The organism is Mixta intestinalis, from assembly GCF_009914055.1.
In the GTDB taxonomy this organism is placed as follows: domain Bacteria; phylum Pseudomonadota; class Gammaproteobacteria; order Enterobacterales; family Enterobacteriaceae; genus Mixta; species Mixta intestinalis.
Window position 1 is genome coordinate 1679854 of sequence record NZ_CP028271.1, and the last position, 14749, is coordinate 1694602.

A 14749-nucleotide genomic window follows, 5' to 3' on the forward strand; every position below is an offset into this window, starting at 1 on the left:
TTTTCAGCAGATTGCTGGTTAAAACACCGGGAAATGGAGTGAATAAAACGTGCATAAAACAGGGCCGAAAATGCATAGCCTGTTTTCAGTCTGAAACGGCTGTTTTTACTGTTTTCCCAGCATCGCCCACACGCCCAGATCGCCCTCACTGGTGATATAGCCATCGAGCGAATAGCGCACGCCATCCCAGCAATGGTTATGCTTGTCTACCACCACCGGCAGGATATCGCCGGTCATGCGATCAACTTTGTAGGAGTAGAGCCGCGCCTCATCAATCATGTGCTTGCAGCGCTCATGAATGATGATTTCCTCAAACCCCTTCAGGTACGCGATACCATCCTCTACGCTGCCCGGCCATTTTGTTGCGCCGTCGATATTGAATCCCTGCCGCGACAGATAACTGATTGTCTCAGGGCGACTGCTGTCGCCGTGGATAGGCCATTGCCGTGATAACGGGATTGAATCATAGAATTGCGGTAGTTCATCCAGCTCGACGCCTACACCGTATGCCTCATACTCGATGTAAAGTTTCCGCCCGAGAATGAAACATCGGATCAGCGTGCTGGGGTCATTAGCGAACCCAAAATCCGCGCCAAAAAACAGACGATCGGCACTTTCCCACAGATCATCAGGGAACGCCTCAACCCGGTATTTACCGGAGAAAATAACAGCCTCGCTGAGTGCCTTTGGCATCCCCAGCCAGATGTGTTCGTACGCCTCATAATCGATGCGCTTGCAATATTCCATTTCCTGCCGGAGTACGTCCGGGAAAAATGCGTTATCGCAGTAGTTAACCTTGCGGATAATGGTGCCGCCGTCCGGCGGATCTGCCTGGTGGCGCAGCATCAGCTGATGGGTAGGATCCTGCTCTTCGCGAGGGTTATACGATACCCACACTTCGGATTTATTGGCGCGGACAGTCGGCGTCAAAATATCCCAGCTGTCCTGCGATACCGTCTGCGCCTCCTCCACCCAACAGATGCGAATCCCGTGCATCGATTTAATGGAGTTGATATTGTTGCGCAGGCCTTTGAATGTAAATCGCGTGCCGTTGCGGCCAGTGATTTCGTTATTTTTTACCTGGTAGAAATGACTCAGGCCAAGAGAATGTATTTCTGATTCCAGCAGCGCCAGCACCGAATCGCCAATTGAGTTTTGAAACTCACGGGCGCACAGGATAATCATTGACTCATTCGCGCCCAACAATACCAGCGCACGGGCAATCTCTACCGATTTACCACCGCCTCGCCCGCCATACATCCAGCGCCAGCGCACCGAACCTACAGGCGCATCATAGAGAACGCCTGGCACCCAGTCGCTGCTGAACGAATACAGAACGCCGTCGATTATTGTTGGGCTGTCGTTTTTCCCTCGCGCAGCTTCTCCATATGCGCAGCCCACACTTCAGGCGGGCACGTCGCAGGAGTGACAACGCAAACCTTGCCGTAGCTCAGGCCAGCCAGATCAACGTTGACCTCTGTTTTATTGTTGCTCATTTCGATGCCGGTCAGCTGGGCGGCGTTTTTAATGTTTGGAGCCACCTGCCCAAATTTTTTATCATTCAGCGCAGCTTTCGCGGCGTTATACGATAAATCAGCCAGGTCTTTAGCGTTGAACGACACCAGCAACGCGGCTTCCTGCCGCAGTTCTCTGACACGTGCCCGTACATCCGGGCGCTTCATCAGAATACTGGCCTGTGACTCCGCCCGCGTCGGTGAATACCCGGCACAGATAGCCGCCTCTTTCTGGCCCATCCCCTGCGCAACGTTCTGCGCAAACATCTCGTGCTGCGCTTTCAGTACCCCGTCGCTTTCTTGCGCATCTTTCTGCGCATTCTGCGTAATCGATTCCTGCGCAATTTCCGTTTTACTCTGCTTTTGCGCACTACTGCGCATTTCTGTCTGCGCATTTTGCTGCGCAGCGGGTTTTTTGATGTACCGGCGCGCTGATGTGTAATTCAGTCCCTGCTGTTCACACCACGCCTTGGGGGAAATGCCAGTTTCGGCATGATCGGACAGGAACCGTTTCTGAAGCTCGCCCCAGTCCGGTTTTGCCATTATTCAGTCCACCTCGTTACACTGATTTCCGCACCCTGACTTGACCAAACCTTCATCCAGACAACGCGGGGCTGCGGGATACCCAGCACAGTCCCGCGCAGCGAATGCCAAGCTTCGCTGTCAGCTGAATCTGCGTACTGCACAGAGCCGCGCTCTACAGTAACGTGGGCGCCATTCGTACCGTCAGTTATCTGTACAGGTTCACTGGTGAGTGTGATTGATATTGTCATTGTTTCAGCTCTATTCGTTTAATATGCCGCTCTCCAGCCGGCAGCGTGAATGCGACGCCCGGCGTGTCGTAACTGTCTGTTGTCCCGTCGCTGTAGCGCACTGTGATCCGAAGCGCTGCAGACGTATCGATAACAACTGACGACGCGGGCAGAGATTCACCGAGATCGAGCGGCGGCGCTGCCAGTTCGCCAGCCGTTAGCTGCGGATAGCCAACATAGAAACCGGCATTAGCGTCCAAAGTGGCGACACGCGGCAGATCATCGCTCGTAACCACCGCCTCCGCAGTCAGCAGGCCCAGAACGCCGCTGACGTAATTCATCGCCGCGCGCAGCAGATACACGCCGTCGCCGCAGTTTGTTATTGCAGTGTTAGTAATGCCATCGCCAGCATATGTGATTTCACCGCCGTTGATACCGATGTTCCTGTAGTTGTTCGCTGTGTTTGTTGCGATGCGCAGACAGAGATTTTCGCGACCGAGAATTTTATAAAATATCTGCAGCGTCAGCGGGCCAGTAGCTGTCGTGTTAAATCTCAGACGGTGATATGTGTTTCCGGATTTCTCCGTGTACTGCGTCAGCCAGCCGTCAGGCGCGCCGATCGTCATATACTCAGCCTGCAATGCACTGATAGCGTTTGACGATGCCGCGAACGGCTCACGCCTGCCGATTGCAGATCCGTTACGATATTCGAGCGGCCATTCGTTTTCTGAACACTCCACCAGCGCGCCGGTAGCGTTAAAATATCGATAGGCCGGGCCGGTAAACGTTACCCGCGAATCGAGCGCCGGTGACGTCAGATCGATCACATCAACAACCTGGCCGGCGGCACTGCTGTTGCCGATTAATACGGCGCCGGGCGTCCAGATACCGGAATTAGTGCCCCCAATGATCGGGGTGCCAGGAATGTTTATCATGCTGACTCCATAACAGGAAATATGCGCCGTCTCTCCGGCTGTCCGCACAGGCCACTGGCAGGATTAGGCCTGGGGCCGACCAATTCCTGTGCTGCGGGTGTTATTCGCCCCACCGCCCGCCGGGGTAGTCGCACCAAGAAACAGGCGTAAAAAAACCGCCCGGAGGCGGATTATTAGTAAATTTGGTATTTATACTTTGTTAAACGCTACTACTAACAAATCTCTCGGATTTAACCCATTGTGTGCAGCAATCACTTTCATCTGCTCCGCTAGGACATGAGCAGGGTCTTTACTATCGGATGCAAAGACCTGATATCCACAATTTTCAAAATTTCCCACTTCCCGCCAAGAAACAAACCAGTCTTGCATGACAATCTCCTTAAAAATATAAAGTTATACTTTATCCCTGAGACTGTTCTTGGTGAAGCAAAATCGATCATCCTAAGGCGCTACTCGCAAATGCGCCTTGTGATGGTCACTGGATTAACTGAGGCTGAGTGATCGCCATAATCTGCTCATGTTCAATAGCCAGCACGCGCTTCTCTTTCTTACGCTCATTCATCAGACGGCTGCCGATGGTGCCCTTCAGCTTGGACCGTGTCTCCTTGATAGCGTAACGGTGCTGTAATTCTTCACCCATTGCATTGCGCCTGTTAAGCTGTTCTGCCATCCAGTTAAATGCAGCAATGTAACTCTCCTTTATTGCCGCTGCGGCATGACCAGTAAATCCCATAATGAGGAACATGCACCCATCTCTGGTAATGTTAAACATGGGCTGAACATCGCCATTTTTATCAATAAAATCAGTGGGCTCAAAATTGAGCCGGGCGAATTCATGCGAGCATTCCAGGCTCCTGATGGCGCGGAGTATATTTTTATGGCGCTTGCCAAAATACTCAGCCACTTTTACCGATGTGGTAATAATGCCGCGATCGGATGGCATTACCATTTGTCGGAAGTCGAAGGCTGGAAGCACTGACAAATTCTTCATAGCGTTTTCCTTACTTTGAGATGAACCTTTGCCGCACAGGAAATCAGCCCGTCGAGGCTCGCCAGCACTAACTGACTTCCTCAAAGGCTCATTTCAAAGGGTTTGGTTCGACGTGGGCGTGGGGATGCGCATGCGGTGCGCGGTGAAATTCGGATACAAAAAAGCCCCGACAGGCGTCGAGGCTTTGGAATTTTTCTCTTTCTCAGAGACGTGTATTAAAGAGCTATTTTTGGCTAACTACAACTACTACACACTATAACACGTTTTATACACTTTCTGGTCCAAATAATCCACTTTTAATTTTTCAGGCACTGCTCCCTGATGTACTGCTGCAAACCTGCTATTTGCACTGCTGCTGTTTCGATCCGCTCTCTGAGAGTGAAATAATCCCGTTCAGCGGCGTCAGTAGGTCTGGCGCTGGCTGCATCATCCATGCCGGTGGCGGTGGCGGTGGCAGGCACTGCCGAACATGTTGCCGCGACACGCAGCCGCTTACGGCCAGCGGCAACATCGTTACGCAGGCGCTCAATAGTATTTTTCGCATCGGCTAAATCCTGAGTATATCTGGCATCCAGTTCAGTAACGGCCCGCTGGCGGCGCTGCATATCGCTGATAGTGCTGTTCGCCTGTGCTAGTTGCTGCTCAGCAGCGTCAGCGCGCCGTGATTGCCGTTCTGCTGCGTGCCGGTAATGCAATGCCACAACCAGCGCAGCGACAACACATACGGCTGCTATTTTTTGTAACCCATTCATGACAGAAACAACGCCTTTTCCGCTGCCCTGCGTTTAACCAGCCCCGGCAGTTTGCGCCCACCAGCATTTACCCAGCGGTCAAACTCAGCCGCCGCGCCTGTATAATCTCCAGCATTCAGTTTTTTCAGCAATGTGGATTTAACGAAATTCCCTGCGCCCAGGTTGAATACAAACGACACCAGCGCATCAAACTGATTTTGATTGAGCGGCACTGTCACGTTGCTCTCTATAGTCAGTTCCGCTACCTGACAATCCTCTGTCAGCCACAGCTCAGCCTGCCGGGGCGTGCATGTATCACCTGCGCGAACGTCGTATGTGTGGCCATAACCGATGGTGAGGATACCCGCCGGGCAGCGGTATGCCATCAGTTCGCAGCTCTCAAATTGTTTAATCAGGGCGATACCGCGTTTACCTATTTGCATTGCCGCCTCCCAGCCGAACATTAATGATGTTCAAAATGATTTTTCTGAACTGCTCAACGCCGATAAAACCGATGCCGCCACCGATGGCTACTGCCAGCGACCGGGGCAATTCCAGATATTCCAGTCCCGATGCAACAGTGAGCGTCAGCGCACCACACAGCAGACCCTCCAGAACCATTTTTTTCCAGCCGCCGCCGCCGTACGCGATGCGCAAAATTGCCATGACGATCGCCAGCAGCACCGCACCCACAGGTGTTTCGCCGCGCCACCAGCTCTGTATTAATTCCAGCCAGTCTGGCCAGGTATGCAGATCATTATGCATTTTCATAATCTCTCACCTCGCCAGGCGCGGGTGCTGTGTAGTTGTGAAGGAACTCCGAAACGCAGATATGAAAAAGGCCCGCCGAAGTGGGCCAAAAAAAAGTAGGTATAGCACCCACAAAATATTGACACCACCCCATAAAGTAGGTATTATACCCACATGTTAACGAGATGGAGGGTCGATGAGCAGTGCGGAACTAATAAAACAATTACTGGCTGATGGATGGGTTAAACAGCGTCAAACGGGTAGTCACGTAACGCTAAGTAAACCAGGGGTAGTGAAAATAATAACAGTACCCCATCCCCGCAAAGATGCTTCAAAGGGGATTATCCGGCAGGCCCAAGAGATTTCGGGTCTCAAATTGTTGTAACAGGGTGCGGCGCAAGCCGCCCCCTTCCGCACATTCATCGCCGCTAACCTGTGAGGTATATATATGATTTATCCACTCTTTATCTTTAAAACTGAAAGCGGCACATACGATGGCTATTTTCCTGACGTGGAAGGATGCTTCTTTGCCGGAGACTCTTTCGAGGATGCCATTCGTGATGCTGAAAAGGCTTTCGCCACTCACATGGAGGTCTTGACAGAGCAAGGCGGGCATGTGCCCGCGCCGCGTGATCCGGCCGATTATCTGGGTGACAAACGTCTTACCCAGGATGACGGCTTTCTTGCACTGGTAGAAATTGATCCGACCAAATACGAGACAAAGGCGATTAAGTTCAATCTGACAATGCCCGGCAATCTACTCAATGCGATTGACCGATATATAGAGCAGAACGGACATTATAAAAACAGGTCAGCTTTTCTCTCTGATTTAGCAAGAAAGGAGATAGCACGCAGATAATAATCAAGGCCGCCAATGTGCGGCCTTTTTTTGGCACCCCGTGTTCCCCGCGCCAGCGGGGATAAACCGCACAGGGGAATGCTTATTCTGTCAGGCAGCAACTAATTCAAGCCGTTTACCCAAGGCCGCCAGTGCTTTTTGGATGGTATCGATTTTCGTTGAGTGATGCAGATCGAAAATCCGTGTTACCTCTTGCTTTTTAACGCCCATACGCGCCGCCAGCTCAACCTGAGTTAAGCCGGAAGCAATGAACGCATTAAGCAGCAGGACTTTTGATGCCACGCTGGCGGGAACTTCTACAAAATCACCAGTAATCGCCCCCGGCAGTGGTACGGCCTGATTATCCTCAAAATAGAAATCAAATGAGGTAATCAGCGCATCCAGCCCCATAGCCAGCGCTTCTTCTCGCGTATCGCCCTGCGTAAGCGCTTCCGGTATATCGGGGAACGAAACCACATAACCGCCGTCGCACGGCTCAAGATTTATAGGGTATCGCATAATTTGTTAGTGAAACTCCGCGAGAACCAGCCCTTCGGGGCTGGTTTGTTAATTCAGGCCAAGTTGCTTGAGTATGGCCTTTCGCAGTGGTTCTTTTAACTCAGCTCCAGGATGTCTTGGCATTACGCTTCGTTTCCCGTTGTGTCTCAGTTTCAGATGGTTTGTACCGTTTGAAACTTCGACTCCCTGAGATTCAAGCCACCGCCTGAACTCGCTTTGCTTCACAACTCCTCCTGTCTGTTGAACATGTGATTATAGTAAACATTAATGTTTACTCAGTCAACCTTTTTGTTTACCTTAGCAGGAGGGGAATTTAGGGCCATAAACGACAAAACCCGCTCAATAGCGGGTTTTTTAGGTGTTCATGTTTTGCCTATCGCCTCGCGGCACAGCTTTGCGAAGCATACAGCAATTCAATCAGTTTTTGCGCAAACATGCAAGCAAAACTTGCCGCTATCTGTGTCGAATGCGTCACACAATGGCCGGTAAAGCATCGATTCGGCCATTTTTAGCCATACGTCAATGCGCGTTTCGCAGGTGCGTAAACACCATTCGGGATGCCCTTCGTTTAATTCATAGGCCAGAGCCTTTTTGCTCTTGCCGCGTCCATCGTAACGCTGATGTAGTAGCCTGATCAGCTGCGGATGATCCCGCAGCACTTCACAAATGACACGCTCGATCTTAAGAGCCTCAGTATCTGTGCAGTGCGCCAGATGACTTTTTTTATTACTCTCCAGCATCTCCCGTAAAAATGCCTCCAGCTCCGGTTTACTGATACCCGCTTTTTTCATCCGACGCAGCGCTTCATTAATAGCGGTTTTCGTGAGTTTTTTAGTAGTCAGCAACTGGTTAAACATGTTCCCTGCCTGCCCGCTGCCGATATATGACCACCTTCCCCACATGCGCAGCTTGCCCTGCACCCACACGCTTTCGAGGGTGTTTAAGTGGATCATTTCCCCGGCGCTGCCGGTCGTGGATGGATAGATCATATTAACCCCTCTTCTTTCCAGATTTTCTGTGTGCGCAGAACGCCTTCAGCGTGCATCAGGCGCAGTTCTTCACGCGTGTACCCTGTGTTAACCCGACCATCAATGACGTCATGGCAACAGTTACAGGCAATAGCCGCCTGCCAGTCATCAGGTTTGCATCCTGTACCGCAGGTTCCGGCCATGCGGTAATGCGCCAGCACGCTCGTTTCGGGATTGAAATTACAGACGCCGGGTATCCTCACCTGGCACTCGCGACCACGAGCAGCTTTACGTAGATTTGCCATAGTCATTCCCATATCCGCTGCTGAAACGTGCGTGACTTGCGCGGCCGATATTTACCCTCCGGCAGCTGCGCGCGCACGATGAACAGGCGACAATCGGCACCCAGCATTTTTTCCGCACGGACTCCACGCGCTCGGTAGCGCCGTAGCAGTTCCTCCGCCTCTTCGTATGTGCATGCAGGGTGATCAAACCAGGATTTTTTCATCGCCATCACCCCGCAAAATTCATCAACTGGGCGGCGGCGTTCTCTGCCTCCTGCTCAGTTTTAAATGCGCGGGACATCACCCAGCGCCACAGCACATCAAGCACCGCTCGGTACAGCTGGTGGAACTCGGTTTCATCCATTTTTGAAAATGAGATACTGCGAGGGTGTTTGCTTATAGTGCCGTCAGGCATCTGAATGGCGTCGAAATAGCCCGCCTCTGTTGTAGCCCAGGCGCGGAATGCATCGAACGATTTACAGGCGCTGATCGAGCCGCTGGTAATGCGGCGACGGGCCACGCGATCAAGATAATGTTCAGCGGCATCCAGCAACACTGCTTCGTTTCCGCCATACGTTGCGAGAAACCTTGCATAGCCGCTAACGATCCGACGTTCGGCGTCAGAAACTGCGCCACCGGTTGGTTCCCAGTAGTCGAATGCGAGGTTTAGCAGGGCGAAGAAGCGGCGATGAAACGCCGGATTGCGCACTTGCCGGAATTCACCGGACAATACAGCACCAACCCTGATTTTAGATTGCAGAATATCACTGGTCTCCGGCGTGGCCGGGATCAGAATTCCTGATGTGTGTTTAATTAGTTGCAAATGCGCCATCGTATTTGTCTCTGATGGCACAGCAATTACTCAGCGGTTGTTCAGACCGACACTCATTATAACAGGAATTATCCTGACTCCCACTTTTTTAACCCCGCCAGGTGTAACATTTCCGCGAATCCACTTAGTGATGTTACAAACTCATCATCACGTAATACAAATCCGCGTTGCGCCCGTCCCGACTCAAAATATATCAGCGCTGGCCCGGACAGCTCACTGAGGCCGGGAATTAAATCTCCCGGAATGTTAACATCGCTATATTTGACGTGTTCAGACATTTTCATACCCCGAATTAAGTGCCGCATATTTGACACGATGCAGACGAAAGGGTCAACGCGGTAATGATTCATATCTAAACGCAATTTGAGCTAAATCAAGTAGTAAAAAGCAGTCTCTGATTGTTGTTTTTTCTTTAAACTATGCGAGACTTGCGCAGATATTCGGCAACATATTGTTCAATCTCGTTGAGCCTCGTCTCAAACAATATTAACATTCGCTCCTGCTCAGCACCAGGTAATTTGTTGTATAGATTCAAAAGCTTAAGTTCATCCGGCGCTAACTGAACAGATTCCGTATCTCCAAATATCAACTCAGCTGGCTGCATATTCAGCGCGCGTGAAACAGTGACCGCATCATCAATTGATAATTTACGCGCTGTGTTTTCGTAGCCGCTTACCCGCGTTTGTGACCAGCCACAGATTTTTGCAAGGCCAGCCTGAGAAAGTCCCAGCCGTTGCCGCGCTGCTGTCAGACGGCGCGCTATATCTTTGTATATCGTCATACAGTTACCCGTTCAACTAACACAGTTCAGCAATATTAGCACAATTTGCGTTTACCGATACGGCATTTTTGGTAATTTATGACATCATTCCTGGGTAAATTCCGCACCAACAACCAGGAAACAAACATGAAACAAAAAATTTATATTTTTAATGCCGAAATTAACGAGAAAATAGCTTCGCTAATTGAGTCACAACTGAGCGAATTCGGCGACGTTATTTACTCGTATGGAGTCGTCAATAAAAATAACCCTGTTGACTGTATCATCGTTAACAATTGCTCTGACTGGTTTGATGATGACTACAGGAAAAACAACCGGCAACTGACAGACCCTGTAGTATTAAAAGCGCTGGCAGGTAGCACGGATTTTTCATGGGATAAAAATGCGCTGGTCAATTTTTTCGGCAGCGCTGATGATGTGTTTAACGACGCGGAGACATTCAACATAACGACAGGTCACACAGTATCATTTACTGACGCTAACGATAATCTCGCTATGCTCACGCTCATTATGAAAACGGGAACCCGTGAGGAATTTTTCAGTACAATTAATGCGTATAAATCGCAGCTGAACGAATTACTGAAAATCGTACACGTCAAAAATATGGCGCTCCGTGGCGTTAATAACAGTATCGTGCCCCCAGTAGCGGCAGAACGAGCGCAGGTTTATGCAGATGGCGAAACAGTGTCAGTGCTGCCGCTGGCACCGGACGACATCGTCGTCTCAGAACGGTTGTTTGTGGAGCTGCTGGAACGGGCCAGAAACGGCAACATCCTTGATAAAAACAGGTAAAGCGGGTGCGTTAGAGATGGCGGGGATCGCTCCCCGCCGATTGCTCTTACTTAACAGGTTCATGAGGGTGAAGAACATAACACTGAAGGAGTGAATGAACTTACTTCTCGCAATATTCTCAGCAAGATTTAGCAAGTAGTTTTGTCAGATAGCAGATAACCCACGTCAAGATTTTTCTGCGTCGCTTTTTAAAGCTTGTGTATGCACAGCCATTGAATGTTCGACATCGCTTAACGACTTTTGGATTAATTTACTTCGTAAAGCCGCAAGAGCCTTATCAATTTCAGCTATTTCTTCTGGGCAAGTACATTCTTTCTTCAGGTTTTCTAATAACTTACGTGACTTAGAAATATCCATTTTAAAGCGAACATCTTCAATGCTCGGCACATTAATCAGCATTAGTAGTAAAAGAAAGAAGTGAGAAGCAACGACAGCTAATCCGGGAATAAAATAATTAAAATCTTTTGATAAACCTACAACCGCACCTAATTTAACTAGCAACAAATTTACAAGCGGCGTACACCATGCCTGACAAGCAAGATATTTTTTATGCTGTATCATTCACCGTCCCGTTTTGCATTGCTCTGAATTTCATTCAGAGTTTTTACTAACAGGCGGGCATCTTGCGATTCAAGTGATACCTCACGAAAATGCTGTACCCCACTTTGGTCAACATAAGTAAGTTTCAGCGTCTTACTTGGTTTTAACCATACGAGTAAATGATAAACAGCAAAGCGTGCCAGCATGAAACCGGCCACCATAGCTGTAATTACCATCATTAAACTTAGTATGGACATTGGATTACCTATAGAATACGTCGTTCATCAGCTGCGCGATGCCTCACAACTTGGGTGATAGTGTACGTAGGATTTCCAAAATTACCATTAGTCTCTTTGACAATTTTTGTAACATTCACCACAAATAGGTCATCTTTACTGAACGAAGCTTGATTATTGTTCACGCGTTCAAGAAACGCAGCGTCTTCCATCTTCACACCGACTTCATCACCGTTAGGAAGAACCATTTTCCAGCCTGCGTTTGAGGTGAAACTTAGTTTTGTAAACTTGACATTAATGGTCTGTGCTTCCTCATGGATGCGCTGTTCAACAGTAAAACGTACAGGTTTAAACGCTTCAGAAGCATGTTGAGGGATAGTAACAACCTCAACCCTGTCCGCATTTTTTACCGTGAAGACAGATTGGTTTTCTGTCTGAAGAGGTTGATAAATCAACTTAGAAATTTCATTACGAATAGCTGGGCTTGTTACTAATTTCTGAAGGTCATTTGAGCAGTCAATTCTTTCTCCGTCCACAACAAGCGTAGCGCGATTACTAGCCTCATCAATTATGACCTCTTGAGGTTTGCGTCCCCGGAGCCATTCCAGAACTCCCATTAAGCTTCCCGCGCCAGCACCAGTAGCTGCCGAAAGCCCAAGAAGTTGCAACGTAGAGAGACTTCCTAGTACTGAAACTAAAAGAGTGAATGAACCTTCCTGAATAGCTTTAATACTAACCTGTGGTTCTGCCGCTTCACCATGTAAAATCTTTTCTGCATGTTCTATTAGCCCACTCAGCGAGGTGAGAGCCTCCCCCAAAGTTTTCGCATCAATTTCATTGTTTGAGTATGCTTCTCCGGCATACGCGATTTCAAGCTCAGTAACCTGCTGCGCCGTCATTAAAACCCCTTAATTTGTGTGTAAATGCGGCTAAGATATCTCAAATAAATATATTGTCACCCTGATTATTTATTCAATATTCCTTAAGACATAAATCTTTAAAAAAAGATTATTTTTTCACCATTGTCATTTTTATCCTAACAGCCATGCGTTCAGTGTTCAGCCACTTAAGCCAGGCGATATTATGAGTTCAGAAGAACTGTTTGCCCGCAGTTGTTAGCGCCTTCATATCCACCCCCAGCCATTCGCAGGCCCGCTGCATATCTTCAACAGGGACAATCCGCTGGACGTTATCCAGCACCATCACCTTGATGCCCAGTCCTGGCGCTACGTCCATAACGTTTTCTGCGACAACTCCCGATAGCTCTGTCATCAACGCACCTCCGCCGTACCGCGCCGCGTACTTCCCATAATCTGAAATATCCGCAGATTGACCCAGTTCCGGCGGCACTCATCGAAAATATTCGTCGGACGGATACGACATGCCGCACGCGGGATCGTCAGCGTGCGCGGGTTGATTTTCTCCGCGATCCCCTCGCCCGCCAGAGTGATTTTGTAGCGGCGGGAATTCTGCTCATCAACAAACGTCACCAACCGTTCATTGCGCAGGCTGCGCAGCGCGCTGTAGGGATCTGACTCCTGCGTCAGCTGGCGAATCTCCGTAAACGTCAGAGGATGTCCGGCATCGTAAATAGCTCGCAATACTGCGTTTTTCTTTGGTGTTGGATTGTACATATTCAGCCTCAATTAAATATTTTTGCGTGATTTGTTCAGGACGTTGCGGCGTAGCTCGGCGATGATTTCCCGCCCCCGCGCTGGCGAAACAGGCTGATGTTTGGGTTTTTCAATCATCGGGGCCGGTTCTGGAATTTTCTCACCACTGCTGATACGCGCCGCCATGCGCGCCAGCTCGGTTTTTGCATGGGCCGCCAGCTCAGCATCTGTCCAGTTGTTAGCGCGCATATCGCTGTATAGCCCCGTCACGAGCCAGTAATGCGCCGGATTCGTCCAAGGGTAAGCCTCCGGCGCGTCGTAGTAACCGCGTCGGGCGCAGTATGCATGCACCATTGCAACCAGCTCGTCGGCGGCTGGCAGTCCGGCAGCTACGGCGGCACCATCGCGGCACCATGTAACAAACTGCCCAGGCGACGGCCAGAACGGAGATGCGCTGGCGCGGGCAACTTTCATCCCGGCAGAGAGTTGCTCACGGGATCGGATTCCATTTTCGGCAAACGCGGCGATCCACTGCTTCTTGGCTGCGGCTTCGTCAGCCTCTGTGCGCAGGTTAGTTGCGCTGGCAGCGGGGAAAACCTGCTTTAGCTGGCGAAACAGTGCATCAACAAGGCGTTCTGCTTCTCTGTTCACCACGCCCGCCGTGCTGTAGGTCTGCGCCGGTGCATTGCCAGCGATATGCGCCAGGGTGGCGCTGTCACGATTAGCGATCGCCTGCATTAGTCGCGCTGTCATATGAAATCCTCCCAAGATTCGGGGCTGTTCCAGTGTGGCACTGGCTGTTGCGGCGCCGTGGCGCGCTGGCGTGACGGCTGCGCCATTTGCGCAGTCAACGTCAGCCATTTCTCACGAAGCTTCGCAGGACAAAGGATGTTCGTTTGCCAGAAATGGTCAGCATTGGCCCATTTGAAAACTTCGCAGATGTCATAGTGCGTGGCTTCCAATGCAGATCGCATGAGACGTATGTCATTAGCCCAGGCCGCCCAGTTTGGTCCCCGTGCTGCGGGGGCAACCTTCTGAACCTTGCTAAACATCCATTCGGCGGCTTTCAGGTCGTCAGCGGTTCCCCACTTATCGCCCTTTGGTGATTGAATTGCTGCTTCAGGACGAAGTGCAGAAAGATTTTTCTGAGATGAGTCGGAGGATTCGCCAGAATTCTCAGACGATGATCTTTTACTATTGTCTTTTGTAATAGTGTCTTTTGTGTGTCCCCGTTTTGGTGACAACCCTGTCACTGTTTTGGTGACACTTTTTGTCACCGTTTTGGTGACAGTGACACCATCTTGGTGACACTCAGGGATTTGCCATTCCGCAAGGTTTTTGTTGGGGCCAATAGACAGGCCATCTTTTATCAATACTTTCATGGCGATAAGCTCATTTTTGGCCTTATTCACCTTCTGCCTTGGCAGCCTGGTCAACTGACTTAACTGGCTGTCGGTAATACGGTCCACTTTCTTGTTGAAGCCGTATGTTTTCCGGCAAACAGCAAAGGCAACTTTTGCCTGATTCCTCGTCAGGTTGGCGCCTATCAGTTCTTCCAGTAGCTCGTTTGCCAGACGTGTATATCCATTGTCGGTGTCAGCCACGCGCTGCTCCACGGCCCGCAGTTCGGGCCTGATCGGTACTACGTTTTGTGCCGGGTTAGCCATGCGCCC

General features: G+C 50.2%; 26 protein-coding genes. 3 read left to right on the forward strand and 23 right to left on the reverse strand.

Annotated elements, in window-relative coordinates; all coding sequences use genetic code 11:
* Positions 1 to 105: 105 nt before the first annotated feature.
* The 8 genes from C7M51_RS07890 to C7M51_RS07925 all read right to left on the reverse strand — a co-directional run bounded on the left by C7M51_RS07890 (position 106) and on the right by C7M51_RS07925 (position 5694).
* Positions 106 to 1260, reverse strand: coding sequence for a PBSX family phage terminase large subunit (locus C7M51_RS07890; protein WP_160623600.1), 1155 nt, complete (start codon positions 1258 to 1260; stop codon positions 106 to 108).
* Between the two features lie 86 nt (positions 1261 to 1346).
* Positions 1347 to 2057 carry a terminase small subunit gene (locus C7M51_RS07895; protein WP_160621289.1) on the reverse strand — a complete coding sequence of 237 codons (711 nt, stop codon included), beginning with the start codon at positions 2055 to 2057 and terminating at the stop codon, positions 1347 to 1349.
* Between the two features lie 226 nt (positions 2058 to 2283).
* A complete protein-coding gene (locus tag C7M51_RS07900) occupies positions 2284 to 3201 on the reverse strand; it encodes a hypothetical protein (protein WP_160621290.1) in 918 nt (305 codons plus the stop codon).
* Positions 3202 to 3390: 189 nt separating this feature from the next.
* A complete protein-coding gene (locus C7M51_RS07905) occupies positions 3391 to 3570 on the reverse strand; it encodes a hypothetical protein (RefSeq protein ID WP_160621291.1) in 180 nt (59 codons plus the stop codon).
* Between the two features lie 106 nt (positions 3571 to 3676).
* A complete protein-coding gene (locus C7M51_RS07910; protein WP_160621292.1) occupies positions 3677 to 4192 on the reverse strand; it encodes a Rha family transcriptional regulator in 516 nt (171 codons plus the stop codon).
* A 296-nt stretch (positions 4193 to 4488) separates the two neighbouring features.
* Positions 4489 to 4944, reverse strand: a complete 456-nt coding sequence (locus tag C7M51_RS07915; protein WP_160621293.1) for a lysis protein — start codon at positions 4942 to 4944, stop codon at positions 4489 to 4491.
* Positions 4941 to 5366, reverse strand: coding sequence for a lysozyme (locus C7M51_RS07920; RefSeq protein WP_160621294.1), 426 nt, complete (start codon positions 5364 to 5366; stop codon positions 4941 to 4943). Before C7M51_RS07920 ends, C7M51_RS07915 begins: the two co-directional genes overlap by 4 nt.
* Entirely contained in the window at positions 5353 to 5694 is a 342-nt protein-coding gene (locus C7M51_RS07925) for a phage holin, lambda family (RefSeq protein WP_160621295.1), read from the reverse strand. Before C7M51_RS07925 ends, C7M51_RS07920 begins: the two co-directional genes overlap by 14 nt.
* 175 nt (positions 5695 to 5869) lie before the next feature.
* On the opposite strand from C7M51_RS07925, the gene C7M51_RS07930 reads away from it, so the two are divergent.
* A complete protein-coding gene (locus C7M51_RS07930; protein ID WP_160621296.1) occupies positions 5870 to 6058 on the forward strand; it encodes a type II toxin-antitoxin system HicA family toxin in 189 nt (62 codons plus the stop codon).
* 63 nt (positions 6059 to 6121) lie between these two features.
* A complete protein-coding gene (locus C7M51_RS07935) occupies positions 6122 to 6532 on the forward strand; it encodes a type II toxin-antitoxin system HicB family antitoxin (protein ID WP_160621297.1) in 411 nt (136 codons plus the stop codon).
* Between the two features lie 90 nt (positions 6533 to 6622).
* On the opposite strand, the gene C7M51_RS07940 is transcribed toward C7M51_RS07935, so the two are convergent.
* The 8 genes from C7M51_RS07940 to C7M51_RS07975 form a co-directional block, all read right to left on the reverse strand.
* Positions 6623 to 7030, reverse strand: a complete 408-nt coding sequence (locus C7M51_RS07940; protein WP_160621298.1) for a type II toxin-antitoxin system HicB family antitoxin — start codon at positions 7028 to 7030, stop codon at positions 6623 to 6625.
* 48 nt (positions 7031 to 7078) lie between these two features.
* On the reverse strand, positions 7079 to 7255 hold the full coding sequence (locus tag C7M51_RS07945; RefSeq protein ID WP_160621299.1) for a type II toxin-antitoxin system HicA family toxin: 177 nt from the start codon (positions 7253 to 7255) through the stop codon (positions 7079 to 7081).
* Positions 7256 to 7443: 188 nt separating this feature from the next.
* Positions 7444 to 8019 (reverse strand): DUF1133 family protein, encoded by a 576-nt coding sequence (locus tag C7M51_RS07950; RefSeq protein WP_160621300.1) that lies wholly within the window; start codon positions 8017 to 8019, stop codon positions 7444 to 7446.
* Positions 8016 to 8303, reverse strand: a complete 288-nt coding sequence (locus tag C7M51_RS07955; protein WP_160621301.1) for a DUF1364 domain-containing protein — start codon at positions 8301 to 8303, stop codon at positions 8016 to 8018. Before C7M51_RS07955 ends, C7M51_RS07950 begins: the two co-directional genes overlap by 4 nt.
* Before the next feature lie 2 nt (positions 8304 to 8305).
* Entirely contained in the window at positions 8306 to 8506 is a 201-nt protein-coding gene (locus C7M51_RS07960; protein WP_160621302.1) for a hypothetical protein, read from the reverse strand.
* Between the two features lie 5 nt (positions 8507 to 8511).
* The gene (locus tag C7M51_RS07965; RefSeq protein ID WP_160621303.1) at positions 8512 to 9114 is read right to left on the reverse strand and encodes a DUF1367 family protein; all 603 of its coding nucleotides are present in this window, start codon (positions 9112 to 9114) and stop codon (positions 8512 to 8514) included.
* A 68-nt stretch (positions 9115 to 9182) separates the two neighbouring features.
* On the reverse strand, positions 9183 to 9392 hold the full coding sequence (locus C7M51_RS07970) for a hypothetical protein (protein ID WP_160621304.1): 210 nt from the start codon (positions 9390 to 9392) through the stop codon (positions 9183 to 9185).
* 134 nt (positions 9393 to 9526) lie between these two features.
* Positions 9527 to 9895, reverse strand: coding sequence for a helix-turn-helix domain-containing protein (locus C7M51_RS07975; RefSeq protein ID WP_160621305.1), 369 nt, complete (start codon positions 9893 to 9895; stop codon positions 9527 to 9529).
* Positions 9896 to 10021: 126 nt separating this feature from the next.
* On the opposite strand from C7M51_RS07975, the gene C7M51_RS07980 reads away from it, so the two are divergent.
* Positions 10022 to 10687, forward strand: coding sequence for an autoinducer binding domain-containing protein (locus C7M51_RS07980; RefSeq protein WP_160621306.1), 666 nt, complete (start codon positions 10022 to 10024; stop codon positions 10685 to 10687).
* Positions 10688 to 10852: 165 nt separating this feature from the next.
* Here the strand turns inward: C7M51_RS07980 and C7M51_RS07985 are convergent, their stop codons facing one another.
* From C7M51_RS07985 to C7M51_RS08015, 7 genes are all read right to left on the reverse strand, one after another.
* On the reverse strand, positions 10853 to 11248 hold the full coding sequence (locus C7M51_RS07985) for a hypothetical protein (protein WP_160621307.1): 396 nt from the start codon (positions 11246 to 11248) through the stop codon (positions 10853 to 10855).
* Complete coding sequence (locus tag C7M51_RS07990; protein WP_160621308.1) at positions 11245 to 11484, reverse strand: hypothetical protein; 240 nt, start codon at positions 11482 to 11484, stop codon at positions 11245 to 11247. Before C7M51_RS07990 ends, C7M51_RS07985 begins: the two co-directional genes overlap by 4 nt.
* Positions 11485 to 11492: 8 nt before the next feature.
* Positions 11493 to 12362 carry an LAPAL motif-containing putative phage structural protein gene (locus C7M51_RS07995; protein WP_160621309.1) on the reverse strand — a complete coding sequence of 290 codons (870 nt, stop codon included), beginning with the start codon at positions 12360 to 12362 and terminating at the stop codon, positions 11493 to 11495.
* Positions 12363 to 12552: 190 nt separating this feature from the next.
* Complete coding sequence (locus C7M51_RS08000; protein WP_160621310.1) at positions 12553 to 12735, reverse strand: hypothetical protein; 183 nt, start codon at positions 12733 to 12735, stop codon at positions 12553 to 12555.
* The gene (locus C7M51_RS08005) at positions 12735 to 13097 is read right to left on the reverse strand and encodes a hypothetical protein (protein ID WP_160621311.1); all 363 of its coding nucleotides are present in this window, start codon (positions 13095 to 13097) and stop codon (positions 12735 to 12737) included. Before C7M51_RS08005 ends, C7M51_RS08000 begins: the two co-directional genes overlap by 1 nt.
* Before the next feature lie 12 nt (positions 13098 to 13109).
* Positions 13110 to 13829, reverse strand: a complete 720-nt coding sequence (locus C7M51_RS08010) for a replication protein P (RefSeq protein WP_160621312.1) — start codon at positions 13827 to 13829, stop codon at positions 13110 to 13112.
* Positions 13826 to 14743 carry a replication protein gene (locus tag C7M51_RS08015; protein WP_160621313.1) on the reverse strand — a complete coding sequence of 306 codons (918 nt, stop codon included), beginning with the start codon at positions 14741 to 14743 and terminating at the stop codon, positions 13826 to 13828. Before C7M51_RS08015 ends, C7M51_RS08010 begins: the two co-directional genes overlap by 4 nt.
* Positions 14744 to 14749 lie beyond the last annotated feature (6 nt).